Below are 25,171 nucleotides of genomic sequence, written 5' to 3' on the forward strand. Positions count from 1 at the left end.
CTCATCACCCAACTCTCAACAAGTCTCCCCTCTCATTTTAGGAGAGGGGCCGGGGGTGAGGTAAGGGGGCGGTCCGGGGGCGGTCCCTACTTCAACAACAACATCTTCCGGCTCGAAGTAAACTCTCCGGCTTTTATCTCATATATATAAAGTCCGCTGTTAAGCTTTGCTGCATTAAACTCAACTGAGTGGTTACCCGCAGGCATCACACCGTTTACAAGTTCCGCAACTTTTTCACCAAGTGTATTATACACTTTCAAAGAAACATTGGAAGAAACAGGCAGTGAAAAACTTATCACAGTTGATGGATTGAAAGGATTTGGATAATTCTGTGATAGACCAAATTCCATTGGTGTCATATCCACTTCAACTGAATTCGAATATGATGAAGTGCCATCGAAATCGATTTGTTTCAATCTGTATTCAACTCTACCGGAAAAAGCGCTCTCATCCGTGAAGGAATAAGATTTGGGAGCAGTAGTTGTACCGTTTCCGGCTACACTTCCGATTGTTCTCCATGCGGAATTGTCTTTTCTCTCCACTTCAAATGCACGATTGTTAACCTCTGTAGCAGTTGTCCATGAGAGGATAACCCTGCTTCCGGAAGTGGAGACAGAAAATGAAGTCAGTTCAACAGGAAGTGGCGCGAGTTCTGAAGGGATCATCATTGCCGCAACGCCCACTGTTGGATTAACAGTATTTACACTTCCCCATACACCATCTGCATCTGTGGCAGCGTTTGGGTAAGGTGTACCATTCATCATTCTTGCTTCAATTCTTCTTACTCCCAACGGATTTGTGTTAGGAATTATCACACCCCATGAACCTGTGATCGCATTCACGCTATCGCTGTAAAAGGGTGCGTATGAATTGGCGGTTGTGTTAGCTGTTCCGTCATTCTCGACAAAAGTGGCAGCAAGTGGTCTTCCTGTACCGGCTTCGTTGTCATAAAGAACAACAAAACTTTTCGCAGGGGCGGTGGATCTGCTCCAAAGTCCGGAACCTGCATTTGTTGGGGCGGTATCAAATTTTATTACCTGAGTCGAATCAGTTGATGTAAGTCTTGTCGCTACTGTTGTACCGTTCGCACCATCATTAATATTGATTCTAAGGAACACATAATTCCCGGGGATAAAACGGGTTGCATTTCCTGTAGGTTCGTTTACAAACCAACCTGTATAGTTGCCTGAAGCGTCAGTTGTGAAAGTACCGTAGTTACCATAAGTGGCTAACGAAGGTCCCGATGTTCTCACAAAATCACTGTCTGATCTTACAAAAATCACATTACCGGCACCATTCGCAGTTGGCAGATCGGTTGAAATGACAAACTGATTGAAATATCTGTAGGTCGCGTTGGGGGTTAACCCGGACAGAGTCGCAAAATATGCAAATGGCATTCTGGCAGCGTTTGTGCCGTTAATACCTTCAATAAATTTTGGCTGAATGGTTACATTCAAGGCTTGACTGAACACCAAACCAGTGAATAACAAAAACAAAGGGAAAATTTTTTTTAACATTTTATGTCCATTTTTTATAAATAACCGGGCTCTTTGCCGGAAATTGTTTATTTATCTCCGGCATAAAACCCAAAATTAAGTCCCTCAAACTTACAATTAACCTGCCTGACTAACAAGCCAATTAGAACACGATAATCAGGATGCGAAAGAATGGAAAAGATAAGATATATTATTTATCGGTTTTCCAGGATTGATTTTTTCCGGTCAGTCGATTGTTGTAAACTCTGTGATATTCGAGTTTGAACGCCCCGAAGTTAATCAATAATCCATCCGCAAGATGATAGGCTTCAAGATAATTAACCGCTTGAGTTTGATGAACAGGCAGTATTTCCGATATTGCCTTGAGCTCCACCATCATTTTCTCTTCTACTAAAAAGTCAACCCGGCGCTCACCAATTATCTCACCTTTATAATATATGGGCATCTCCACTTCCCTCTGAAATGACAGACCTGCTTCCGTTAATTCAATCTTAAGTGCTCTTTGATAGATCACCTCCTGAAAGCCCGTTCCCAACTCATTATGCACTTTCATGGCACAACCGATGACTTTATAGCTTATGTCGTTCATTTCCATAATTTTACTCTTAATTGTTTAACACGATTTTAACGATGATAAAGAATTTGTTCCGAACACCATATTCAAGATGATTAAGAATTTGTTCTGAACACGATATTCAAGATAATAAAGGATGCTAAAGAATTTATAATCAAACTTTATCTCCAAAAATGATAATTTGAATCTTTAGAGAATAATCAAATTTATGGAAAAATCACAAAAGAAAATAGATTCTCCTTTCAATCTTTTCATATCCTGAATATCGTGTTCAGACCCAATTATCCTTCCCATCTTTTCATATCCTGAATATCGTGTTCAAAAACCATCTATTTCCAGGCAGCGTACGCCAGAATCTTCATAAAAACAAGCAAAGAAACTGACGCTGCACCAACCCAGGTGAGAGCACGAACAATCCTGTCCCGCTTCAACCCGCGATGATACAGCTTGTCATAATCGCCGTTTTTACGAACATAGTCGCCTTTTTGTACATTCCATTTGTAATACGAATTTTCGCTCATCATAATAAAAACTCCTCCTTATTTCATTAAAATCATTTTTTTAATAGAACTGAAATCTCCCGTCTTTATCTCATAGAAATAAAGCCCGCTGGGGAGATTCTTTGCATCAAACGACACTTCATGATAACCTGTTTCCATCTGTCCGTTAAGAAGTGTAGCCACCTTTTCACCAAGCGTATTGAATACATTCAAAGCTACATTTCCACTAACAGGCATCGAAAAACGAATCATCGTCGATGGATTAAACGGATTCGGATAGTTCTGATACAGGGCAAATGTTGTGGGATTCAGTTCTACTTCCACAACAGGTGAGTACTCAAATGTACCATCATTATCGATCTGACGGAGTCTGTACTGAATTTTGTTCCCGATCGCACCATTATCAATGAAACTGTAATACTTCGGAGAATTCGCCGTTCCATGTCCTTCCACAAATCCAATCTTCTGCCAGTTGCCGTTTGCGTTTCTTTCAACCTCAAATCCGTTGTTGTCAACTTCGGTCTTTGTCTCCCAATTAAGGGTGACTGTGTTTCCGGTTGATTTCGCAGTGAAGGAGGTGAGTTCCACGGGGAGGGGGGCATCACTACTGTTTGGGATGAATGCAATATTAGCCGCCAAAGTATGAGAATATTGTGTGTTGGAAGTATTGTAATCATTTCTTACATATGTAGTTCCCGATGGAGTCAGACTAATCATTCCATCCCCTGACCATGTGGCTGCATCTGTCATTCCGGCAACGTAAGAAGTGATTGTTCCCCAGGCTACAGCATATAAAATATTTGATGGGGTGGATGCCTGCCTCAGTTGCAACTGTCCGGAAGTTCCCATTCCACTTGTAAAACTATTATCCCTGGTTACATTTACGCTTCCTATAGTTACTGTTGCGTTCGAAGCCAGAAGATAGTATTTTTTGGATGGAATAATCGTAGAAGTACTGAAAGAGATTTTAAGGCCTGTTCCACCCGATGCAGCAAAATACTGTAATTCATACCCATTCAGATCGAAATCAGAGTTTGTATTATTGAAAAGTACGATAAATTCATCAGTTGCCGCACCATAATCTACAGAAAGATGAGAAATCATTACCTGGACAGGTTGTTTGATGTAAATAAATGCTGTGCCAACATTTGTTGTTCCATTATCAAGTTGCACTTGTACACTTATTCCATCATTTGCATCAACGATTGAAGGTAGTGCTATAGTGAAAGTTGCAACTCCACTGATATCTGTAACCGTAGTTAAATTGATGTCAGTTACAGTGACAGTTCTTGCAGTCCCGTCGATGGTATAACTTTCATCTGTTGTTGCAGTTGCATCTGTTATTGTTGCATCGTACTTGAATGTATATCCGGATACCAGGTTATTATATTGGTCCTTCGCCGTAACGGTTACGGTTCTGGTTGTGTTCAATCCCAGTGCTGCAGATATTGTTGCGGTCGAATTGCTTGTCGGAGCACCAGCATTTATCTGCTGAGTGACAGATGCTGTTGTATAACCTGTGGCTTCAACAGTCACTAATTTGCTTCCCGCGGTGGTTAGAAGTGAATTGCCTCCCGATGGCTTTAATGTGATCATGCCATTTATCACTTCATAATCGGTCGTTACAGTCAAACCTGTCCCACCAATTTTTACGGCGGTGATTGCTGCTGTCCATGCTGCATTTGCAGAGAAAGCAATATCAATATTATTATCAACAGTGTTTGAAGAATTATCAGCAGTCAGTGTGGGAGGGCTCTTGTAAAATGTATGAGTGCTTCCTGCTGCAAAACTTGATCCTGTATTTGTCACTGTGACAGTAAAAGTGAAATCTGCTGCTCCAGGAGTATCAGTACTGATTGTTCTTAAGGTTGTCGCTGCAGCATCAACATCTGCTGTTAAAAACAAGTAAGCGGAGCCAACAGCAAAGTCGCGAGAGAAACCTGTAAAAAGTAATAAATCTCCGGCTGTACCATCACTCAGTGAGGAGATGCTTCCAAGCTCAGTATCACCGATATCCAAAGTGGCATCTGTAGAATAATAAAGCTTGAATCCCCCGCTTTGAATATCAGAAGCTGTGTAATTTCCTGATGTTGTAAACCCGGCATCTGTCATTGTCACATCCGCCCCTGTAACCGATAGTTGAGTCCTGTAAATAATATTTTTGGTTGTTCCAACCACTATTTGTGCCGAACCAGGATCGGTACCGGTCAGTGAGACATTAGGATCCGGACCAGAACCCACCGTTGTCTCATTTCCCACTAATTTTGATGATGTCAAATAATCCAAAGACGCACTATTATATTCATAGATCGCAACATGATAAGTAGTTCCAGCCGTTAAACCGGTTACTTCAACAGAATTCCCGGTTCCATTAAAAACAACAAAATTATTCGCTGAAGTAGTACCTCCTGATCCAAAAATTGAATTTGCTGTATAAGCACTTCCATCAACAGGATCTCCATTAATAGCTGATCCGGATTTCATCACTACAAGTCTTTTCTCTCCGTTTCCATTAGTCCAATTTAATGTCATGGAGATACTACTAAAGGGTGAGATAGAAAGTCCTGTTGCGGCTGAAGTTGGTTCATTCACAGAAGAATTTGCCGTCCAACCAGCCACTGGTGATAGTATTGTGTTCATCAATGTATTATTTAAATCTCTAATCTCAATTCTCTTAACATTTGAAGTGCCATCACATACAAGAGAGAAGTTACCCGAAGTTAGCTCTGTTGATGTTGCGGATAAAAGAGTACCCCCGGAGATGGCACTATAGCCCAACACAACATATCGATTTGTTAATGTATATCCCCCGATGGTACTTACATTCCCAGAAAGTGTAAATGGTGATGAGATTGAAGTAGCTGCAGGTAATGCAACGGTTTGGTAGTTTGTACCATAACTTGGTCCCAATCTGTCTCTATATGAAGCAGAGGTAGTATTGTTGTTTCCTCTTTGGTAAATTATCCAGAATGTTGAACTACTACTTGGTGTACCGGGAACAGAAGGTCCAGCAGAATATGTACTTGAAGAGACAAATGTCGTACCATTCCAGCAGTTATATTGATTTGTACTAAACAATCGATATTTCGCATCATTAGAGGAATAACTCGAGAGCGTCATTAATACCGCACTATATGATGTGGTGGAGCTTAAATCCACAAAGGATGGACGAAGAGTAACTGTCGCACTTTGCCCCCACCCGTCAAAGACGAGGAGCGCCGTTAAAATAATTAATGAAGAAAAGAACTTGTTAAACATGATTTTCCTTTTGCTTGTTCTTGAAAAAACCTAACCAAACCAGTGAATGAATTTGAATCATCAAACTCACATTCAAAAATAAACGGAATGCTGATGAATCAGATTCAGAAGAAAATTTCCGGTTTAAGTGCTAAAAAGCAGGTTTCTTTGCAGGAAAATTGTGTGAGAGAGAGTCCTGTTCGGGGACCTCATTTGTGTGGTGTTGTGTTTTTCAACGCAATTGGGAAAAGGCGTTACTCAAATATATAAAATTCCTGGGTTAATGCAAGTGATATTCCTGATATCTTAATATTAAATAATTGTGATCGGGATTGCAGGGATAAAAAAACCCGCAATTCTTTCGAAGTGCGGGTTCAATCTTTTTCCAGGAGTTGTCAGTTCCAGGCGGCATACGACAATATCTTCATGAAAACCAGAAGCGATACCGAGGCGACACCCAACCATGTGAGTTTGCGTACCAGTTTCTCTCTTTTTCTGTTTTTCAGATAAAGTTTGTCGTATTCTGAATTGTCGGCGATGTAATCACCACTCTTTACATCCCAGTTGTAATATTGATTTTGTTTCAAATCTGTCCTTTTACTATTTTATTAAAATCATTTTTTTGATCGAACTGAAATCTCCAGCCTTTATCTCGTAGAAATAAAGTCCGCTGGGGAGATTCTGAGCGTCGAACGACACTTCATGGTAACCGGCTTCCAACTGTCCGTTAAGAAGTGTTGCCACTTTTTCCCCTAGCGTGTTAAAAACATTTAAAGCGACATTTCCATTTACCGGCATCGAGAAACGGATCATCGTCGATGGATTAAATGGATTGGGATAGTTCTGATACAACGCAAATGTTGTGGGATTAAGTTCCACTTCCACTTCAGGTGAATACTCAAATGTACCGTCATTGTCGATCTGTTTCAGTCTGTACTGAATTTTATTCCCGATCGCACCATTATCCACAAAACTGTAATACTTCGGTGAGTTCGCAGTTCCGTGTCCCTCAACAAAACCAATCTTATCCCAGTTGCCATTTGTGTTTCTCTCAACCTCAAATCCGTTGTTGTCAACTTCGGTCTTTGTCTCCCAGTTCAGAGTAACTGATGTACCTTTTGCTGAAGCTGTGAATGAGGTAAGTTCCACGGGGAGGGCACCGTTTGTGCTAACTCCAAACTCGGAGAACGCAGAAAAGCCTGTGGCTTCCGCAGTGTATGGATCAGCGCCTGTTAAAGTTGCTGTCTTCGTAACCCAACCTAAAGGTGCACCGGTCCATCTTGCAAGTTCCAGATTGGAAGCACGGTCAAATCCTACTTGCCCGGATTCTTGAGAACCATTCCACTGAAGCTTAACAGTTGCATTAAGGTTGTCCACTCCTGTAGGTGTAATATCCCAAAAGACCGGCAGGTGGGCAGTACTTACAACAGGATTTGATGTACCTGATTTCGCTCTGACTGAGAACTCTTTTGAAGTTGGATTCGTCAGAGTTACTGGATTATAATTTGCTGAAGAGAAACCCACTGGAAATATCTTGGACGTTGCGTCAGGAATCGTCCATTTTAAGCTACCGGCTCCATTTGTCACAATGAATGATGAGGAGGATGGAGTTAAAATATCAGACCCGGATGCGATTGTCAATGTGTTTGCACCGAGTGATAAGTGCCCGCTAGTCAATGTTAAATCTCCAACATCGATAAGAAGATCGCTTCCCAAAGTCACAGTCCCACTGGAAGTCCTGTTTAACGTCAATGCACCTAACACTCTGCTTCCGCTCGAAAAATTTAAAGTACCAAACGCCCCTGTTCCGGAAATTGTGACATCTGTTAATGAAGTCCCGGACAAAGTCCCTGAACCCGTAACTGTTCCACTGAAAGTAAAACTCTTGTCATTCAGATTAAAGAAACCGGAACTGAGGTCCAAAATCCCTGAAACAGTAACTCCATTGGTCGCAGTTACACCAAACGAGTTATTAATTTTTAATGTACCTGATATGGTTGCCGGTAACGATGGTCCTGTCACCTGTGCACTTCCTCCGTTATACTCGTAAATCCCGCCAAAATTGTAAGTCCTAGTCCCTGAAACTTGAATATTTCCGGTAGAAACCGCATTAGATATCCCATCAGGTGATCCAATTTTAAGAGTTGCCCCGGATGCTAATGTAAATGACCCTGCACCGATTACGGTATCAGTACCACAATCAAGCGTCCCATTCACTGTCAAGGATCGACTAGTTGCAACAGGTAAACTGTTGTTTAATGTTAATGATTTCGAAGTGTTAACAGCCCAATTAATTCGTGTATTGGTTAATGTGCCAGAAGAAAATGTAAACTGTGACGAGACACCGTTAAAATTAATAGTACTCACGGTTGAATTCGCCAACAATGTTCCGCCACTAATAGTCAAGTTACCACTTATATTTAGGGTGCCAGCACCTGTGGAATTTGCAAGATCCAAAGTTCCACCCGAAATAAGTACATTTCCTGTTACTGTCATATCCACAGTTGAAGAGCCACTCGAAAAATAAAATGCGCCGCCTTCTACCACAAGATTACCTCCAACAGTCACAGACTTGTTGGCTGCTGAAGCGACAAGGGCATGCCTTATAGCTCCCCCACCTGTCGCCTTGATCGTAAGATTCCCTTGAACAGTTGTTAAAGTACCACCCCATCCAAAATTGGAACCACTGGCAACATTGATAATGAGATTTCCATAACCACTTCCACCAGGTGCAGTGGTCCCAGAAGGATTAACTTTTATTTCAATTGTACTATTAGATGAGAAGCTTTCCGTTCCCTGAAATAAAGTTGTGGCCAAAGCAAGAGCAACATTCACAACACAACTACTACCATTATCCATTTGAAAAGTTGTGGCAGTGGCTAGTGTCACAGTGTGAACTATCGTTAGTATCCCGCCATTTTCAATCCAGAGTTTGCTATTCGTTCCGGAGATCGACCAAGTTCCAGATGTAGTCATGCTGTGACCGTTTTGGATCACGAAAATATCTCCAGCGGTGAAACTCCCGGGAGTCGTTGGGCTGCCTGAACCATCTCGCGTCGATTTCCAGTTGGCGAGAGTGTTAGGAGCAACACTTCCCTGTGAATAATATGTTGCTGCCCACCCATCAAAGGCGAGCAAAGCAGTTATAAAAAGTAGCAAAGTAATATGTTTAAACATATTTCTCCAAAGTTTATTTGTGGATAAAAAATTAAAATTCATAAGAAAAAGTAACCGTTGCTATTTTAAGCAAATGTTAAGAAATGGTATTTATTCCTGAAGAAAGAAGGAAATTGAATATTTTTCTGATTAAACCAGGGTTCGCGGAATTCTCCGTGACCGGGGAACAGTGAAACTATAGTTTTGGAGAAATTTTGAGGGAAGACCTCTTGCAGGGGCAACTATAACTGTCGGTCGTGTTTGGGAAAAAGCACTAAGTAAAGATACACATTTTATTAGTAGTATACAAAATTTATTTGGTAGAAATACAAAATTATTTTGTATAAATTTCGGTAGTCGGTGTATAAACCAGGATCTACCTATATGTCGCCACAAGGGCTCTTTTGTAGGAATTAGGGATTAGGTATTATTTTTTTTCGCTGATTCCGAAATTGGTCGGTAGGACAATCGAGACGATTGTCGCTCCTTTTCCGATGTTTAAGGTTTTGGGTACTCTACCCTTACATGACCCCAACGGCGCCAAAATCTTCCATCCGTGATATCCGTGCTAAATCGGTGAAATCCGTGTAACCATTTCTACCCATACATGACCCCTTCCGGGGCCAAAATCTCCCATCCGTGAAATCCGTGTTAAATCCGTGTAACCATCTCTACCCATACATGACCCCTCCGGGGCCAAAATCCCAGCTCATAGTTCATAGATAATACCTAATACCTAATACCTAATACCTATTTCATCAGGATCATCTTTTTCATCATCCTGAATTCACCGGCTTTCATTTCGTAGAAATAGACACCGCTGTTCAAACCCGAGGCATCAAATTCCACTTTGTGGTCGCCTTGTGCCATGTATCCGTTCACGAGTTCTGCAACTTTTTCGCCGAGGATATTGTAGATGTTGAGGGTTACACTTCCCGCTGAAGGGATGCTGAAACGAATTACAGTGTTTGGATTGAAAGGATTCGGGTAATTGTCAAACAATTTGTAGTCAGTGATTAGCTTATTCAGTCCGTCATTTCCGATGGAATTAATAACTCCGGGGTAATAGGCAGAAGAGACGATTCCGACAAGTCCGGTTGAACCGACCAGAGTACCTGTTCCGGTTTGTTTGCTGATTGCATAGAGGTTTGCGGTTTCGGAGAGGAGACCAGTAAACCCGAATAGATTACCTGTCTCGTCGAAAAAGATGTCGCGAACTAGCTTGTTTGGTCCGATAAATCCAACCTTAACAGTATCACCCGTTCCGAGGTTTACCTTTACAATCAGGTCTTTTCCGGCACCCAATGGTTTGTAAATTGCAGCAAAAAGCCGGTTTGTCAAAGGATCAAAAGCAATCGCATTCAGAGGTGTTTTTATTGAATCAACCCTTACAGCACTGTTTTGTGGTTCATCGTACCTGTATAGAAGATTCCGCTTCGAAAGAAGATAGAGATTCCCCGATGTATCAAAAGCACAACTGAAAACTTCAGAAAGATCAATCGTGACTTTTGGGTATAGCTTCCCCGAATTTGCATCCATTTTGTGGAGAACTGTCTTTGTACCTGATGGCATGAACCCGTAAATAACACCCGTTTTTGGATGAGCTGATACAGCCGTAAAGGAATTGGCCCCGGCCGGACCGAGAAGGGTTGACTCTCCTGTTGCTTTATTAACCGTAAAAGTGTTCCCGCTGTTGGTTGAATTGGTGACAACAAAAACCTTCTGCTGTTGTGCAGGATTCAGATCATAAGACTCAACCACAAGTGGAATTCTGTTATCAGCAGGATCATTATCAATGAATACAAGGGTGTCTTTAAGTATTCCCGCAACCTGAGGATCACAGACGACTTTTATTTCAAGACTGTCGAAAGATGCAATGCTTACCGGGTATGTAACAGGACCAAGCAGGGTAAAATTGGAATTAGATTTGTTGATTCCCGTAATCACGAGTGGTTGTGTGCCGAGATTGGAGAGTTGTACAGTAAGTGTATCCTTCTGCATTGCTCTCTCCATTGTGGCAAAATTGAGCGTCTGTTTATCTGTGAGAAGTGACGCACCGGGCACCGGCATCATACGCACTTCCCCGATTCTGTTACTCCAGGAATGAGGAGCAGCCACATATTCACTCATCATCCAAAAGGTTTCTCCCGAAGGGTCCAGCGACATGCCGAGGTAATCGCCCCACCTGTTCCGTCCGCTGCCGTAATCCTTCTGATACTGACCTGTTCCTGCCCGGAGGCGATATGCTTCAGTAAAGGAATTGGAGCCCGATTGTTTCCCGACATAATATGCACTTACATACTCCGACTGACTGGATCTGCTTACCGTAAAAACGATATTTCCGCTCTTGTCGGCCATAATGGCAGGATAAAAATACCATGTACCAGCCGTCCCGAAAGTCAGTTGTTCTACAGGTGTGGAAGTGGAGGGATTAAATTTACAAACCCTGACAGCAGAAAATGCTCCGCTTGAAGGGTTGCGTGTGGAATGCGTCAACCAGATAAAACCGTCTCTGTAAACGGGTTCGTTAGTCAGTTCCGGTCCGCTCGATTCGAGCAGAGCCCCGCCCGGTTGCGATGCCTGCGGTGGATCACTGAATGCAGTTACGGGAACGACACTTGATGTTAGAGAAGGAACACCCTGGCCATCGTAAGTAATTTTATAAAGAGCATAGGCGTTTGATGAATAATAAGGCACATGTACGAGATATGCAGTGTCGACATCATTGAAATGGATTACAGGACGAATGTTGAATACCCTCTGACTGCTGCCGGGATATCTTACATCCCAGAAATCGTACCACTTGCAGGTATCGGTGGGGTTGTTGTAAATCTGATCTTTCTTGATCACTCTGATCTTGGCATAATCAAAATATCCGCCAAAATTAAACTGATTTGAGGTAATGTAAAAATTCCCGGCATCGTATCCCACTCCCTGGTAATCACCCCAGTTATATGCGGAAGTACTGCCGTTCATATTCGATGGTACAATCCAGTTTCTCCATGTCCCGAGAGGGTTTGAATCGTCAGAAACAGATATAAGTATTGAACCTGAGGGTGGTGAATCCTTTTGATCGAGCCAAACCATCACCCACCTCTGAGCAAAATGATCGTAAACCACTTTCGGATCGAACGGATCAACTAAAAATGCAGAAAACCATGAATTGGCACTTATTCTTTTCAGCAGGTTGCCATTTTTGTCCCATATTCCAAAATCGGAATTGACGGTTCCAACGATATGATCAGGTCCAACAGCCACATGCGGATCTGGAGGGATTGAATTCGACTCAGTATTTCCTTCAAAACTCTTAAGTAGGGCTACACCCCCCGCCTCGGTTGGATTTCCCCCTTCTCTGTAAATTTCCTTCTCCCCGGGAAGCTTTGCATCTGTAATAATCGACCATGGTTCACCTTTGTATCTGATCTTGTTGCGAACGGTTTCAAATTTGGGTGAACGAACCACCGGCTGGTTCGTAAATGAATTGGTGCTTACATACACACCGCTTGCGTATGAACCGGGAGCGGGACCCTGTGCGGTTTGAGGAAAAACGGTGATAAATGCACAAAACAGCAGAGAGAGGAGAAACTTCCTCATATTACCTCGATGATTAAATGTAATTGAAATTGGGGGAAAGAGTAAATTTAAATTTAACTATTTTAGTCTATATAATTTTGATTAATTTTAACTGACTTTAGAATCAAAACGACCAACAACGATCATTAACCGGGATACAACATGGATCAACACAAAATTGACAAACTGCAACAACTTATTAAGAAAAACAACCTCGACGGCTGGCTTTTTTACGATTTCAGAGGCTCAAACGATCTCGCTCTCAGCGTACTCGAGATCCCTGCCAAAGCTCATCTTACTAGAAGGTTTTTCTATTTCGTTCCTGCGGAAGGTGAACCACAAAAAGTCGCAATGGCTATCGAACTTCACAATCTCGCTCATCTTCCCGGCAGGATGCACCCTTACAGCAGTTATGAATCACTGAACAGCATCATCGGTGAGATTCTAAAAGGTGTGAAAAAAGTTGCCATGGAATATTCACCAATGAATGCAATCCCCTATCTCTCCAAACTGGATGCGGGCACTTATGAGTTCCTGAAAACCTTCGGCATCGAAATCGTCTCGAGCGGCGACCTCCTGACTGAATTCACCGCAGTCTGGACAAAGGAGCAGTATGAGGATAACATCCCTGTTGCGCACGCACTTACCGACATAGTAAAACTATGCTGGAAATTTATCAAAGAGAAAATTGAGACAACAGGCGAAACCACTGAGTATGAAGTTCAAAAACTCATCATGGACGAAATCGAAAAAAGAGGATTTGAGACCGATCATGAAGTTATCGTTGGTGTGAATGGAAATGGTGCGAATCCGCATTACTCCCCCACCCCTGAAGTATGGGAAAAGATTAAAAAAGATGATTTTGTCCTCATCGACCTCTGGGCAAAACCAAAGAAAGACAACGGTGTCTGGGCAGATATTACCTGGACAGGGTATGTCGGTACCGAAGTTCCTGAACGATATGTAAAAATTTTCGAAACAGTAAAAGATGCCCGTGAAGCTGCATTGAATCTTGTTACAGAAAGATTCGCCAAAGGTGAAACCGTCCGCGGCTGGGAAGTGGATGCAGCCTCCCGTAAAGTGATCGAAGACGCCGGTTACGGTGAATATTTTGTCCATAGAACGGGACATTCAATAACTACCAACCTTCACGGTACCGGTCCTCACAATGACAACTTTGAGACAAAGGATATGCGAATAATCCTTCCGGGCACATCATTTTCGATCGAACCCGGCATCTATCTCAAAGGTGATTTCGGCGTCCGCTCCGAAATAGATGTCTACATCCACCCCGACGGCAAAGTCGAGCAAACAGGTGGACCGAGACAATTCAAAATTGTTCCAATTTTAAAAGGCTGAATAGAGAAGGCTGAAGGCTGAAAACCGTGAACGAAGTTTTTATGTTTTGTTTTTAACTTTCATAATAGAATAAACCAATAACCTCATTACTTCATCGTAAAGAGGGAATAAATAGTCAAATTCATCCTTAAGTATTATTTCGGTTGCGAGGAGTAGTTCTAACCAATAGAGAGTCTCCTCGCATTCTTTTTGAGCAACTGCAAGTTTGTGGATAAAATCAAGATCCGATTCCGCACGGGAAGCTTCCCGGATATTTGCCCCAACGCTTGTACCCGATCGGAGTAACTGTCTGCCAAGATCATACTCATTTCGACTGAAAAGTACTTTGGAAAATTTTACAACTGCTTTTGCAGCACAAAAACTTTTCTCCTCAAGTATTCGATTTTTCATTTCTCAGATAGCCTTTTAGAATTCCATTTTCTGCCTTCAGCCTTCTGCCCTCAGCCTTCAAACTTCAGGCTCACCACCGTTCCCGCTTCTTTTTGGGATTGAATGCTTAGATCGATTTTGTTGAGGTCGCAGAAACCTTTGACCAGGAGTAAACCGAGCCCCATCCCGTCAAAATTACGGGAGTAACCGTTCGACTCCTGAGAAAATGGAGTGAATATCTCCTCGAGATATTCGGGATTCATACCTATCCCGGTATCTATGATGGAGACTGATAAAGACTGGTCGGAGTTTCTGTGGATATCTATTTCAATAACACCCTTCTCGGTGTAGTTGATGGCGTTATCGATAATATTTGAGAAAATCTGAGTGACAGAATACCTGTCAGCTCTCACTTCACAGTTGAGGGTTGTGGAATTGATAATAAACCGCAGCCCTTTAGCCTCCGCTTTTGGTTTGTAATCAGAGACTATTTTGGCGAGTACTTCATGGAAGAGATCGAATTTTTCGAATTTTGGTTTGTAATTTCCGGTTCTTACCAATGAAGTATTGACTAGAAGATCGATGGTCCTTCCCAGTCTTTCGCTGTCCTCAACCATGATGGTAGTAAGCCTTGAGATATCACGGTTGTTAAAGAAACTAAGATCATGCTCCAGTTGTTTTGCCGCCTGTTGCAGCGCATTTACAGGAGTACGAATCTCATGCGAAATCCTGGAAAGGAAATCGTTTATCAGATCGGCAGACTTGTCAGACTTGGGTTGTGCCTTCTCTTCTTTCACTCTTGGTGCCTTTTACTTGACGAGCATCATTTTACGGACTTCTGAAAATTTCGGTGTTACGAGTTGATAGAAATAAATACCACTTGAAAACTGCGACATATCTGCATTGACCGCCCAGGTTCCTGCGGCTCTTTCCTCATCCAGAAGTGTGATTAGTTCCCTTCCCAAAACATCGTAAATCCTTAACTGAACAACACTTCTTTCCGGAAGCGAAAATTGTATCCTGGTCGATGGATTAAAAGGATTCGGATAATTCTGAGCAAGCGAAAATTCTTTAGGAAGTGTCTCTCCTGGAATTTCCTTGATATCTGAGATAAAAAGTGTCGGGTCGGGTATTCCGTCATTATTCCTGTCGGGTTCCGCAAGAGCAAGATTTATCAATGAGTCAGGTCCGGCATTTCCGTTTACATCGGGATTATCGGGAGCTGAATCACCGGCACCATAGTTGAGCCCACCCGCTATGAGTGCAACAAATTTCAGTTTAACACCCGGTGGGATAAGACCCACACCGAGACCGTAGAGATCATTCCACGCGACCGCCACTTCGGCACCAAAGGCATTTTGTCCCCGCCTGCCGTTTATCTTGTTAGTCATGTTTGAACTTGTGCTGTCGACAATTTTATAGATCCCCGGAGCAGTTTGATTGTAAGCCGGGATGAAGAAATCGATAGCATCTGCAGGCCGGAACCTGAAATTCTTGGCATAGTCTCCATAATATCCCTGCTGGCCGTTGAAATTGGTCTCTCCGCCCGGTATTCCAGCATCGATATATACCATCATGGTGTTGTAAGTATCGTTCAATTTATAATCAATGCCGATGTAAAGCGAATCTGCATCCCAGGTGGTGAAGATACCGAGCAATTCATTATTTAAAGTGTCAACGGGTCTCCAATAGCTGTCGGTATCGGAATCTGCAACAATGAGCCACTCCGGTCGCCAGTCTGAAGTTCCTTTGATAATATTTCCGTCTATAACAGGTTTGCCATAAGTAGCAATTACCGTGTCGAGATTGGCTTTAACCCGAAGATTATAGTTTGCCGAGCCAAAAGCACCTTTTCCATCAGTTACTTTAAGCTGTATTGCGTAGTAACCCGTATCAGAAAGCGAAGGAGTGCCGACAATTTTTCCTGTAATCTGATCTACATTCAGGAAATTTGGCGCCTGCGCAAAAAAGAATCTCAGACTGTCTGAATCAGGGTCTGAAGCTGTCGGCTGATACTCATATCTTACAGTCGCTTTTATTGCTGTATCTGGAATTGCAGCTATCGCGGGAGGCAGATTTTTATAAACTGTAACCGCAAAAGTATCTTTCTCTGATGCGCCTCTTGGATCGGAAACAGTAACAATAATATTCGTTCTTCCCGTATCGGCAAATACAGGTGTGCCGGTAAGAAGTCCTTTGTTGCTGACGGTCAGCCAACCGGGATTGCCCTGCAAACTGTACACAAGCGCAGTGTCATTGGCATCAGATGCTTTCACCTGATAAGTAAACAATGAATTGGTATAGGCCGTCTGATCGGCTACCGGCAGAAGTGCCGGCGGATTGTTCAGTCTTTTGGTAGTGTCGGGTATATAAATTGTATAACTTCTCGGTGGTGCCCAGAGTTTTATTCTGTTTGGCGGATTGCCACCAATTCCGGCAACAACCTGTTTGTTCGCATCTCTGCCTGTATAATCTTTGTACCAGGTTCCGACAGGTTTGTCGGTATCAACCCACACATCGATCCATTGAGTCGGGTTGTCATTCATCACGATGTAACCGCCGGGCTGATTTCCGTAACCGTTTCTTTTCGCTACATAGATGTCATTGGATAGTTCGCCCTGGTTTGTGTTTCCATCCTGTCTGATATAGTAAGCGTTCAATGCTGATCTCTTTGTGGTTCCGCCGCCGAGGAAATTCTGTCTGATCCAGATTAGAGTGTCTATCTTCCCACCAACTCCGTAGTCAATATAATCTTTAAAAAATACGGAAGGTCTTCCCTCAGAGAAAAGAATGTATGCATAACCGAGTGCTTTGTCGTAAATTACAGGATCATGACCGTTGTCGATCTGGCCGTCCCAGCCTTTCCTGTCAAAATCATGATTCTCGAGAAATGTCGATACATCAAAGCCTGAAAATCCGGAATTAATAAGACCCGCCCCATCGAGGTTGTTCATATTAAATCCACCGTTTGTGGTGTTGCACATGTCTCGAAGGTTGTACCTCAAAGGAAAATCGAACATCGACACATTTGCGCCGTTCTGATATTTAGCGACCTGCAGCCAGTTACCTATCTCGGAAGTGCTGCCCCAAAGCTCTGCTACGGCATAGCCACCGGGATTTGATCCATTCAACCATTGTGCCATAAATGCAGGGTTAATCGATTTTACCGCATCGAGTCGGAAACCGTCATAGCCGAGTTCCTGCCGAAGGTATCTTCCCCACGCAATCAGACTGTCTTTAACGCTCTGCTTGTTGTGGTCAAGCCATTCTCCAAAACGGAAGATGGGATCTGTCTGCACAAACAACGGATCAACCCAGCAATTCTGCGAATTCGGGTAGAATGATGCTGCGGTCTTTTTGAATCTGCCGGGACCAGACGGGTACTGAAACAGCATATAGGCAGAGTCGGGAACGATGTAATTACCGTTGTTCAACGGGCGGCACTCATAAGGAATCTTCTGCTCGCCACCCATCATGTGCCTGACGACCGCATCAGCAAAAACCTGCATCCCAACGCTATGAAATGCGTTGATCGCATTCTTAAGTTCGGCTTTACTGCCAAATCTGGTTTCGAGGCTCCCTTTCTGATTGTAATCTCCAAAATCATAATGGTCATAAGGATCGTATCCCATCGACATCCCTCCGCCTGCCCCTTTTGAGGATGACGGGAACCAGATTGCACTGAAACCGGCAGATGCGAGTCTGGTGGAGAGAATTGCGAGTGAATCCCACCAGATTCCACCCGGAGGAGAGTTCCAGTAAAATCCCTGCATAAACACATCAGATTTTGGGGTGGTAAGAAGAGCACTTTTATCCTGTGCAGTTAGACTTGTCACCAATATAAATGCCAAAACAGCGCATAATTTCATACGATTAGCCATGAAGCGATCCGAATTTTTCCGGTTAGTGAATGGTTTTACCAAAATTAAAATAACAATCAGGAATTTAAATAATTTGAGGAAATTATTAAAGATTATTTTCAGAGCAGTTTTGGGGCAAATGCCTTTGGGAGTACATTTATGATAAAATTTTCATAAATTGAAAATCAGATAAATGAATTTTATTAAACTGCGGAGATTAAATGAATACAAAAAAACTTTACCTCACCCTTGTAATCGGATTCACTCTTGTGTTTGCCGGTTGCAATATAATCCAAAGCTTTGTAAATCTTTCCAGACTGCAATTCAAACTTCACGGCGTTACTTCGATTTCTGTGGCAGGAGTTTCACTGACCGGTAAAAAATCACTTTCAGATCTGAATGTCTTCGAAATTGCAAAAGTTACTGAATCATTCTTTAAAGGATCACTCCCCCTCACCTTTACTCTCGATCTTGCTGCGGTTAATCCAAATACGGGAAGTGGTGGCTATGCAAGAACTGATGCACAACTGAAGTCACTTCCGTTTCGTTTGGTCGTGGACAACAGGGATCTCGTGACAGGCAATATCAAAAATCCCGTAAGTATACCCGGAACAGGTGAAACCGAGCATCTGCCAATAGACCTGACCATCGATCTCGCTAAAGTGATTAAAGACCAGGGTTATGAGAGTTTGCTCAATCTGGCACTTCAGGTAAGCGGAGTCGGCTCAGGATCGAGTAATGTCTCTTTATATGCACGACCTGTCGTTTCCACAGTGCTCGGCGACATCACCTATCCTGATGAAATTAGAATAGTTGATGCCACTTTTTCCAAATAATTTTAACGAAAACATATTTTTTTTTGATCAGCATATTGCGTAATATTCAGAAAACCCCTATATTTGTGATCTAAATTTTATTGATTGCTGGTGTAGCTCAGCTGGTAGAGCAGCTGATTTGTAATCAGCCGGTCGGGGGTTCAAATCCCTTCACCAGCTCAATAGTTTGAACCGGTTCTTTTCAGAGCCGGTTTTTTTATTTTAAAGAGTGACCGTTTTCTATAAACCAAAATTCTTCAATCCCCACCCGATTCCATCAGGGACCGTAATCTCCCCGTCTTTATACTCAGGTGAATCGGCTACATTTACTTTGAAATATGGTGCCTGCGAGATATGATCTCCGGGCAGATTAACCTCTTCCCTTGAACAAAAGTGAATGTTTGAAGTTTTTCCAAGAGCAGTTTCATACATACCTCCACACCAGACCGATACACCGCTTTCATGACACATTTTTGCTATTCTGATCGATTCAAGATAGCCACCCACCCTCGGGGGCTTGATATTGATTATCAATTTGCTCGTATCAGAATTTTGTCGCCACAGTTCAATGGCTTGCCTGGTATGCATCACATTCAGGATGCTCTCATCGAGGCAGATGGGTGTTCTGAGGGATGATAACTGTCTCGAATGATCGAGAATATCATCATTTTTTCCCGGTTGTTCAATCATTAAAAGGTTATAGTTGTCAAACTCCTTAAGTACGGCCACATGCTCCGGGTTAAACAGGTCGTAACAGGCATTTGCATCCACCTGAAGTTTGATGTCGGGATATTTTTTCCTGATTGCCTCAATATATGTGACATCCTTCCCCGGTTTAACCTTTACTTTAACCCTCGATACATTTAACTCACCAATCGCAATATCGATTTTTCGGATAAATGATTCAATAGTTGGTTCCAGACCCACACTTGTACCCGCCGGAACTCTTTTCCTCGTTCCACCCCACAGTTTGGAGACAGGACACTTCTGAATTTGAGCGACGGCATCCCAATAGGCACCCTCGACACCTGCCTTTGCCATGTTGTGCCCTACAATCCACTTGAAACGGTCCAGAAATGAAATTATTTCGGTAAACGGTGGCAAACCCTTCACGGGTAGTCCATCAATCTCTTCAACGGGTTTCCCCGTGAGAGCCGAGGTGATATAATTCAGAGCAATCCCGACACTCCTGTGGCATTCGTAATCGTACCATGGGGCACTTAGAGGTGAACATTCTCCTGTACCGGTTACAAGGTCTCCCGATTCAGTTCTGAATGTTATTTCCGGGAAAAGCCTGATGAGTGAATCAAACCTTGCAAATGAGGTTTCAAAAGGAAAACTTAAATCGAATCTCCGTGTATGAATTTTTATTTGTTCGATATAAAATGGAACCCGGTTTTCAAACACATTGAGGTACGAGAGTTCTTGTGAAGCATTCATTTTCTTAAGTCCGGAATTTTTCTTAAATGTTTGGGATTGATTAGCATGGCAAAACCCGCAGTAGCCATGATTGCGAAAAACCAGTAGCTGATCTGAGTAGCGATCAACATTTCATCAAAGTTTTCTTTTTGAATTTTTGCTTCTTTTCCGACAAGGAAGAGAAAAGCAAGTCCGCAGATGATAATGCCTGTTTGCATCCCGACACTAAGCATAACATAATTTGATGCAACGGCACTCCCCTGTCTGCTTTCGGGAACTGAACCGAGCATAATTGAAGTGTTTGGCGCTGAGAAGAGTGCGATTCCTGATCCCGTCAAAATCATTGCAAAATAGATGAGATACATCGGAGTGGCCTCTCCGAGATTTGCAAGAATAACAAGCGAAAGAGCTATCAATCCCATCCCGGCGGCCGAGACTTTACCGGGTGATGTTTTGTCAGCTACAAAGCCCGCAAGGGGTGATACCAAAAGTTGAAGTACGGGTTGTATAAGTATTACTATACCTGACTTTACGGGCGACATCTCACGGTTGCACTGAAGATATAATCCGAGCAGGTACTGCGAGGCGTAAGTTGTTAAAAATGTAATAAATACTGAAATATTGGTAACCGCGTATACGGAATTCGATCTGAACAGTTTTATATCATAGATTGGCTCAGAACTTCTGTACTGGGAATAAATAAATGCGACGAGCCCTGCAGCGAATCCGGCAAACAAAATCCACCCCAGGGGTTCATTTAGTCTGTTGGCGCTTCCCTGAAGGAAAATCAATGCCAACGCATAAAAAACGATGCCCGGAAGATCAAATTTCCTTGAAGCCTCATTGTCAACTTCTCGATCGGGTACAACAAATTTAATAATCAGCAACGCAATTCCTCCGGCAATCGCTGCCGATATGAATATACTTCTCCATCCGAAAGACTGAGTCAGGAATCCGCCGATAAAATTTCCCGCAGTCGTGCCCGAATAAACAAGCCCCGATAATATTCCGAGCGCCGTTGTTCGGTATTTCGCCGGAATTGTTGTAGTAATTATTGGCGTGTTTGAAACAACGAGGGACGAAGCGGCAATTCCCTGAATCGTTCTAAAAATCAGAAGTGAGAGGAAACTGTTGGCAAAAAATATAACAAGCAGGTTGGAAATTATGAAAAATGAAGCACCAAAAAGGAGCGTTTTCTTCGGTCCAAGAATATCGGAAACCTTCCCCAAAGGAACGATACAAATGCTCGAAAGAAGGAGATAAACCGAATTTATTAAACCCAGGTCCGCTGGATTCACCACAAACTCCTCACCTATCACTTTCAGCGCAAGGTTTACAGACGCAAGAAGATACATTGACAGGAAGGAGGTGATTCCGGTGGCAATTATTATCAGAATATGTTTTGGCTTCAGAGCGGTAAACCTCTTTTCGGCATTGAGAAAATCCTGAATTCAACTTAATAAATGAGGCCGATATAGTCAACAGAAGGAATTAATTTTTCCGATTAATTGTCGATTTGTGTTCAAATTGGTTCTTTTTCTTTGTAATTCTGGAACAAAATGTTAGTTTGCATCATGATATAATCCTTTATCCTGACTTAGCTATCCACTTCATCAGAACGAGACCAAAATGATCGATCAAGAAATCGAAACCGGTAAAAACTATCATACGGTTACCATAATATTCGTTCTTCTCATCATAATTGTGACCATCACAAGTTTTTACTATTACAGTCAAACAAAACAAAACCTGATGACAGAAAAATTTGCTGAAGTGAAAGCCATTGCAGGTCAAAAATCAGAAAGAGTGTCGAACTGGATTGGTGAAAGAAAAGCTGAAGGGAAATATCTCGCAACCAACTCGGTCCTTACCGAATCAATCACTAATAACTCGTTCATGATTGATGCTGAAGGCCGGCATAGAATAACCGAACTGTTCGAACAACTGAGGGCTAATCACAACTATTCTACAATCTCGCTGATTGACCTGAAAGGTAATTTTCTTGTTCGGACCGGTGATTCGATTCAACCGGTTAACCCGGCAACTGAATTTAACGCTGCAGATACCGGCAGAATAGCAATCATCTCGACCAGGGGTTTATCCGACTCAATCCCCTATTTAACCTTTCTGACTCCGGTTTTCAGTCCTGCAAATATTAAAACAGGATATGTCTTCCAAAAAATCGATATAAGAATCGATGCAAAATTGATATTTGAAAGTGTTACGCCGGATAATGACCCATACCAGATGAAGCTGTTTTATTTTAACGACGGAAAGATTTACTCCCTGCTCGATTCATCTCAAATAACCACGGTTAATTCCGGTGAATCAGAAAAAAACTTTCCGGATGAAATATTTGAAGCCGGAAATGCCGGTAAAAGTGGCAGAATTCAGGTGAGTGGTTTTAATGACCTCTACACACTTGGTTACCTGAAAAAACTTTCAAATCTCGACATATTTGTCTATTGCGGAGTGAGTGGTGATCAACTCGAACAACCTCTGAAGCCGATTTTTTTGCTCCTCACTATTATCATCGTCATTACTATTATCCTCTCTGCTCTGGCAATCTCTCTTGTAATCAAACGGCAGGAAGTGTCTTACTCTCAAAAAATTGCCGAATCCAGAGCATTTCTCGAAAGTATCAGGGAAGGCATGTCAGACGGATTTGTAGTTTTCGATTCTGACTTGAAATTCCTGGCGGTTAATTCCAAAGCCATCTCGGTCATTGGAAAAACTAAAAGTGAGATTATCGGTAAATCAGCTCTCGATGTACTTCCCGATCTGAGAAACTCAGGTTTCTACTACAGTTTTGCAGAAGTAAAAAAAACAGGAAAACCTTATACAAGCATCGATTACTACCCTGCCTGGGATATCTATTTTCAGAACAAACTTTTCCCCGTTACGGGTGGTTTTGCGGTCTTTTTCTCTGATATTACGGGTGAAATAAAACTGAAAGAACAGCTCAAAGAAACCTACAGGCAGCTTGAGGGACTTACTCTCCACATGCAGGTCGTCGCAGAAAACGACAGAGAGTCAATCGCCAGGGAAATTCATGATGAACTTGGACAGGTACTCACCTCTCTTAAAATGAACCTCGCCATGATGAAGAATGCCATCAAAGCGGGCAATCAGGGAGACCAAGGTGAATTCCTGCTTGAAGAAATTAATACCATGGGTAAGCAGATTGATGCCACTGTAAAAAGAATCAGACGCATAATTACCGAACTGAGACCAGAAGTGCTGGATCATCTTGGATTTGTAGCTGCCATTGAATGGCTCGTAGAGGAATCTCCGGCTAAAAACCTGATCGATTACAAATTCTCTTCAAATGTTGAACATCTTGACCTTGACAAAACAACTGCCACATCACTCTTCAGAATTGTGCAGGAGGCATGTACCAATATAAACAGACATTCAGGGGCAAAAAATGCTGCAATTAAAATTGAAAAACAAAACGATAAACTTGTCGTGACCATCACCGATGACGGAAAAGGGTTTTTCGTCAATGATCTCAAAGGTGTCTCAACTTTTGGTTTGCTCGGAATGAGAGAAAGGGCTAAACTGATAAACGCTGAGCTTGGTATCGAATCGGCTGAAAACAAGGGCACCACAATATCAATCAGTGTAGAACTAAAAAATTATTAATCTTTTCTTGCTTCACAGTAAAAAAATGATTATTATTCAGTCAGGTTATCTTTTTTTAATTGAAATGTTAAATGATTAAAATATTCCTCGCCGATGACCATATACTCATTCGTGAAGGTCTGAAGCGAATAATTAATATCGAGCCCGACATACGGGTAACAGGTGAATCTGATGATCCGGTTGAGATTCTCAGAGCCACTAGAGAGAAGGAATACGATATTCTGGTACTCGATATTACACTCCCTAAAAAGAGTGGATTGGAAATCCTCAAGGAAGTGCGTGCTATCGACCCCTCCGCAAGGGTTCTTATTCTGAGCATGCATCCGGAAGACCGCTTTGCCATCAGGTCTCTAAAAGCCGGTGCCTATGGTTACCTCACAAAGGAAAGTGCAGGTGACGACATTATTCTCGCCATTAAAAAAATAGCATCCGGTAGAAGATATTTAAGTGAAAGTCTCGCTGAGACTCTTGCCGGGGGGTTGGATATCGACAAGAAAAAACTGCCTCACGAAGTTCTTTCCGACAGGGAATTTGAGATACTGAGGTTCATTGCGCAGGGAAAATCCCTTACTGATATTGGCAATGAATTGTCTATCAGCGTAAGTACGGTTGGTACATACAGAGGAAGGATTCTTGAAAAGTTGAAACTTACAAACAACGCTGAACTCATTCTGTATGTCCTGGAGAACCATCTTATTGATTAGGTCGTAATTTTACGACAATAACTATCCGCCTTTTCCTATATAGTCACCTCTTAATCCAACTTATCTTTCGGACATCATTTTTTAGAAGTCGTAATGGATATATTGATTATTGACGATGCCGACAGTGTAAGACACAATATTGTTCGAATGATACAACAGAAAACTCCTGATTTTATCATCCATCAGGCATCTACCTGCACCGAAGCAATCCAAAAAATTGAACGAAAAGTACACGATGTCGTCATTGTCGACATAAAACTGCCTGACGGGAGCGGATTTGACATTATGGAACGAATCAAAGTTCTATCTCCTTCCCCGGTGGTCATATTTCTCTCAAACTTTAGCAATTCAAAATTTAAAGAGAAAGCTCTTTCACTGGGAGCTTCCTACTTTTTTGATAAGACAGAGGAATTTGACATGCTGATGAGACTGGTACAAAACGGGTTCAGATCGTTGTAGAATTA

Annotated in this window: 17 protein-coding genes and 1 tRNA gene; 6 read left to right on the forward strand and 12 right to left on the reverse strand. The window is 42.4% G+C overall.

The window, feature by feature from the left end:
• Window positions 1-86 precede the first annotated feature (86 nt).
• From J0L60_10080 to J0L60_10110, 7 genes are all read right to left on the reverse strand, one after another.
• Window positions 87-1,517, reverse strand: a complete 1,431-nt coding sequence (locus J0L60_10080; GenBank protein MBN8546465.1) for a T9SS type A sorting domain-containing protein — start codon at window positions 1,515-1,517, stop codon at window positions 87-89.
• A gap of 169 nt (window positions 1,518-1,686) precedes the next feature.
• Window positions 1,687-2,091: a GxxExxY protein gene (locus J0L60_10085; GenBank protein MBN8546466.1), complete on the reverse strand. Its 405-nt coding sequence runs from the start codon at window positions 2,089-2,091 to the stop codon at window positions 1,687-1,689.
• A 308-nt stretch (window positions 2,092-2,399) separates the two neighbouring features.
• Window positions 2,400-2,594, reverse strand: a complete 195-nt coding sequence (locus J0L60_10090; GenBank protein ID MBN8546467.1) for a hypothetical protein — start codon at window positions 2,592-2,594, stop codon at window positions 2,400-2,402.
• A gap of 15 nt (window positions 2,595-2,609) precedes the next feature.
• Window positions 2,610-5,828 (reverse strand): T9SS type A sorting domain-containing protein, encoded by a 3,219-nt coding sequence (locus J0L60_10095; protein MBN8546468.1) that lies wholly within the window; start codon window positions 5,826-5,828, stop codon window positions 2,610-2,612.
• Between the two features lie 374 nt (window positions 5,829-6,202).
• Window positions 6,203-6,394: a hypothetical protein gene (locus J0L60_10100; protein ID MBN8546469.1), complete on the reverse strand. Its 192-nt coding sequence runs from the start codon at window positions 6,392-6,394 to the stop codon at window positions 6,203-6,205.
• A gap of 13 nt (window positions 6,395-6,407) precedes the next feature.
• Window positions 6,408-8,984, reverse strand: coding sequence for a T9SS type A sorting domain-containing protein (locus tag J0L60_10105; GenBank protein ID MBN8546470.1), 2,577 nt, complete (start codon window positions 8,982-8,984; stop codon window positions 6,408-6,410).
• 729 nt (window positions 8,985-9,713) lie between these two features.
• Window positions 9,714-12,557 (reverse strand): T9SS type A sorting domain-containing protein, encoded by a 2,844-nt coding sequence (locus J0L60_10110; GenBank protein MBN8546471.1) that lies wholly within the window; start codon window positions 12,555-12,557, stop codon window positions 9,714-9,716.
• Window positions 12,558-12,698: 141 nt separating this feature from the next.
• Here J0L60_10110 and J0L60_10115 point away from each other — a divergent pair, with 141 nt between their 5' ends.
• Entirely contained in the window at window positions 12,699-13,895 is a 1,197-nt protein-coding gene (locus J0L60_10115) for a M24 family metallopeptidase (protein ID MBN8546472.1), read from the forward strand.
• Between the two features lie 39 nt (window positions 13,896-13,934).
• Here J0L60_10115 and J0L60_10120 read toward each other — a convergent pair whose 3' ends face one another.
• From J0L60_10120 to J0L60_10130, 3 genes are read right to left on the reverse strand one after another with little or no spacing between them, the layout of a single operon-like run.
• The gene (locus tag J0L60_10120; GenBank protein ID MBN8546473.1) at window positions 13,935-14,285 is read right to left on the reverse strand and encodes a four helix bundle protein; all 351 of its coding nucleotides are present in this window, start codon (window positions 14,283-14,285) and stop codon (window positions 13,935-13,937) included.
• 50 nt (window positions 14,286-14,335) lie between these two features.
• Window positions 14,336-15,061, reverse strand: coding sequence for a HAMP domain-containing histidine kinase (locus J0L60_10125; protein MBN8546474.1), 726 nt, complete (start codon window positions 15,059-15,061; stop codon window positions 14,336-14,338).
• Window positions 15,062-15,073: 12 nt separating this feature from the next.
• The gene (locus J0L60_10130; protein ID MBN8546475.1) at window positions 15,074-18,133 is read right to left on the reverse strand and encodes a T9SS type A sorting domain-containing protein; all 3,060 of its coding nucleotides are present in this window, start codon (window positions 18,131-18,133) and stop codon (window positions 15,074-15,076) included.
• Between the two features lie 212 nt (window positions 18,134-18,345).
• On the opposite strand from J0L60_10130, the gene J0L60_10135 reads away from it, so the two are divergent.
• Both J0L60_10135 and J0L60_10140 read left to right on the forward strand, forming a co-directional pair.
• A complete protein-coding gene (locus tag J0L60_10135; GenBank protein ID MBN8546476.1) occupies window positions 18,346-18,960 on the forward strand; it encodes a hypothetical protein in 615 nt (204 codons plus the stop codon).
• An 86-nt stretch (window positions 18,961-19,046) separates the two neighbouring features.
• Window positions 19,047-19,119, forward strand: a tRNA-Thr gene (locus J0L60_10140).
• 60 nt (window positions 19,120-19,179) lie between these two features.
• Here the strand turns inward: J0L60_10140 and menC are convergent.
• A complete protein-coding gene (menC, locus tag J0L60_10145) occupies window positions 19,180-20,379 on the reverse strand; it encodes an o-succinylbenzoate synthase (protein MBN8546477.1) in 1,200 nt (399 codons plus the stop codon).
• Entirely contained in the window at window positions 20,376-21,713 is a 1,338-nt protein-coding gene (locus tag J0L60_10150; protein MBN8546478.1) for an MFS transporter, read from the reverse strand. The genes menC and J0L60_10150 overlap by 4 nt, the downstream gene beginning before the upstream one ends.
• Window positions 21,714-21,987: 274 nt before the next feature.
• Between J0L60_10150 and J0L60_10155 the strand changes: the two genes are divergently transcribed.
• The 3 genes from J0L60_10155 (at window position 21,988) to J0L60_10165 (ending at window position 25,166) form a co-directional block, all read left to right on the forward strand.
• The gene (locus J0L60_10155) at window positions 21,988-24,003 is read left to right on the forward strand and encodes a PAS domain-containing protein (GenBank protein MBN8546479.1); all 2,016 of its coding nucleotides are present in this window, start codon (window positions 21,988-21,990) and stop codon (window positions 24,001-24,003) included.
• Window positions 24,004-24,074: 71 nt separating this feature from the next.
• Complete coding sequence (locus J0L60_10160) at window positions 24,075-24,707, forward strand: response regulator transcription factor (GenBank protein MBN8546480.1); 633 nt, start codon at window positions 24,075-24,077, stop codon at window positions 24,705-24,707.
• Between the two features lie 93 nt (window positions 24,708-24,800).
• Window positions 24,801-25,166, forward strand: a complete 366-nt coding sequence (locus tag J0L60_10165) for a response regulator (GenBank protein MBN8546481.1) — start codon at window positions 24,801-24,803, stop codon at window positions 25,164-25,166.
• Window positions 25,167-25,171: the final 5 nt, after the last annotated feature.

Source organism: Ignavibacteria bacterium (assembly GCA_017302895.1).
Classification (GTDB): domain Bacteria; phylum Bacteroidota; class Ignavibacteria; order Ignavibacteriales; family Ignavibacteriaceae; genus UTCHB3.

Excerpts from the sequence above, each read along its gene's own strand:
- J0L60_10080 (MBN8546465.1), bottom strand. The coding sequence starts at position 1,517 with ATGTTAAAAAAAATTTTCCCTTTGTTTTTGTTATTCACTGGTTTGGTG.
- J0L60_10085 (MBN8546466.1), bottom strand. The coding sequence starts at position 2,091 with ATGGAAATGAACGACATAAGCTATAAAGTCATCGGTTGTGCCATGAAA.
- J0L60_10090 (MBN8546467.1), bottom strand. The coding sequence starts at position 2,594 with ATGATGAGCGAAAATTCGTATTACAAATGGAATGTACAAAAAGGCGAC.
- J0L60_10095 (MBN8546468.1), bottom strand. The coding sequence starts at position 5,828 with ATGTTTAACAAGTTCTTTTCTTCATTAATTATTTTAACGGCGCTCCTC.
- J0L60_10105 (MBN8546470.1), bottom strand. The coding sequence starts at position 8,984 with ATGTTTAAACATATTACTTTGCTACTTTTTATAACTGCTTTGCTCGCC.
- J0L60_10110 (MBN8546471.1), bottom strand. The coding sequence starts at position 12,557 with ATGAGGAAGTTTCTCCTCTCTCTGCTGTTTTGTGCATTTATCACCGTT.
- J0L60_10115 (MBN8546472.1), top strand. The coding sequence starts at position 12,699 with ATGGATCAACACAAAATTGACAAACTGCAACAACTTATTAAGAAAAAC.
- J0L60_10120 (MBN8546473.1), bottom strand. The coding sequence starts at position 14,285 with ATGAAAAATCGAATACTTGAGGAGAAAAGTTTTTGTGCTGCAAAAGCA.
- J0L60_10130 (MBN8546475.1), bottom strand. The coding sequence starts at position 18,133 with ATGAAATTATGCGCTGTTTTGGCATTTATATTGGTGACAAGTCTAACT.
- J0L60_10135 (MBN8546476.1), top strand. The coding sequence starts at position 18,346 with ATGAATACAAAAAAACTTTACCTCACCCTTGTAATCGGATTCACTCTT.
- menC (MBN8546477.1), bottom strand. The coding sequence starts at position 20,379 with ATGAATGCTTCACAAGAACTCTCGTACCTCAATGTGTTTGAAAACCGG.
- J0L60_10150 (MBN8546478.1), bottom strand. The coding sequence starts at position 21,713 with ATGTATCTTCTTGCGTCTGTAAACCTTGCGCTGAAAGTGATAGGTGAG.
- J0L60_10155 (MBN8546479.1), top strand. The coding sequence starts at position 21,988 with ATGATCGATCAAGAAATCGAAACCGGTAAAAACTATCATACGGTTACC.
- J0L60_10160 (MBN8546480.1), top strand. The coding sequence starts at position 24,075 with ATGATTAAAATATTCCTCGCCGATGACCATATACTCATTCGTGAAGGT.
- J0L60_10165 (MBN8546481.1), top strand. The coding sequence starts at position 24,801 with ATGGATATATTGATTATTGACGATGCCGACAGTGTAAGACACAATATT.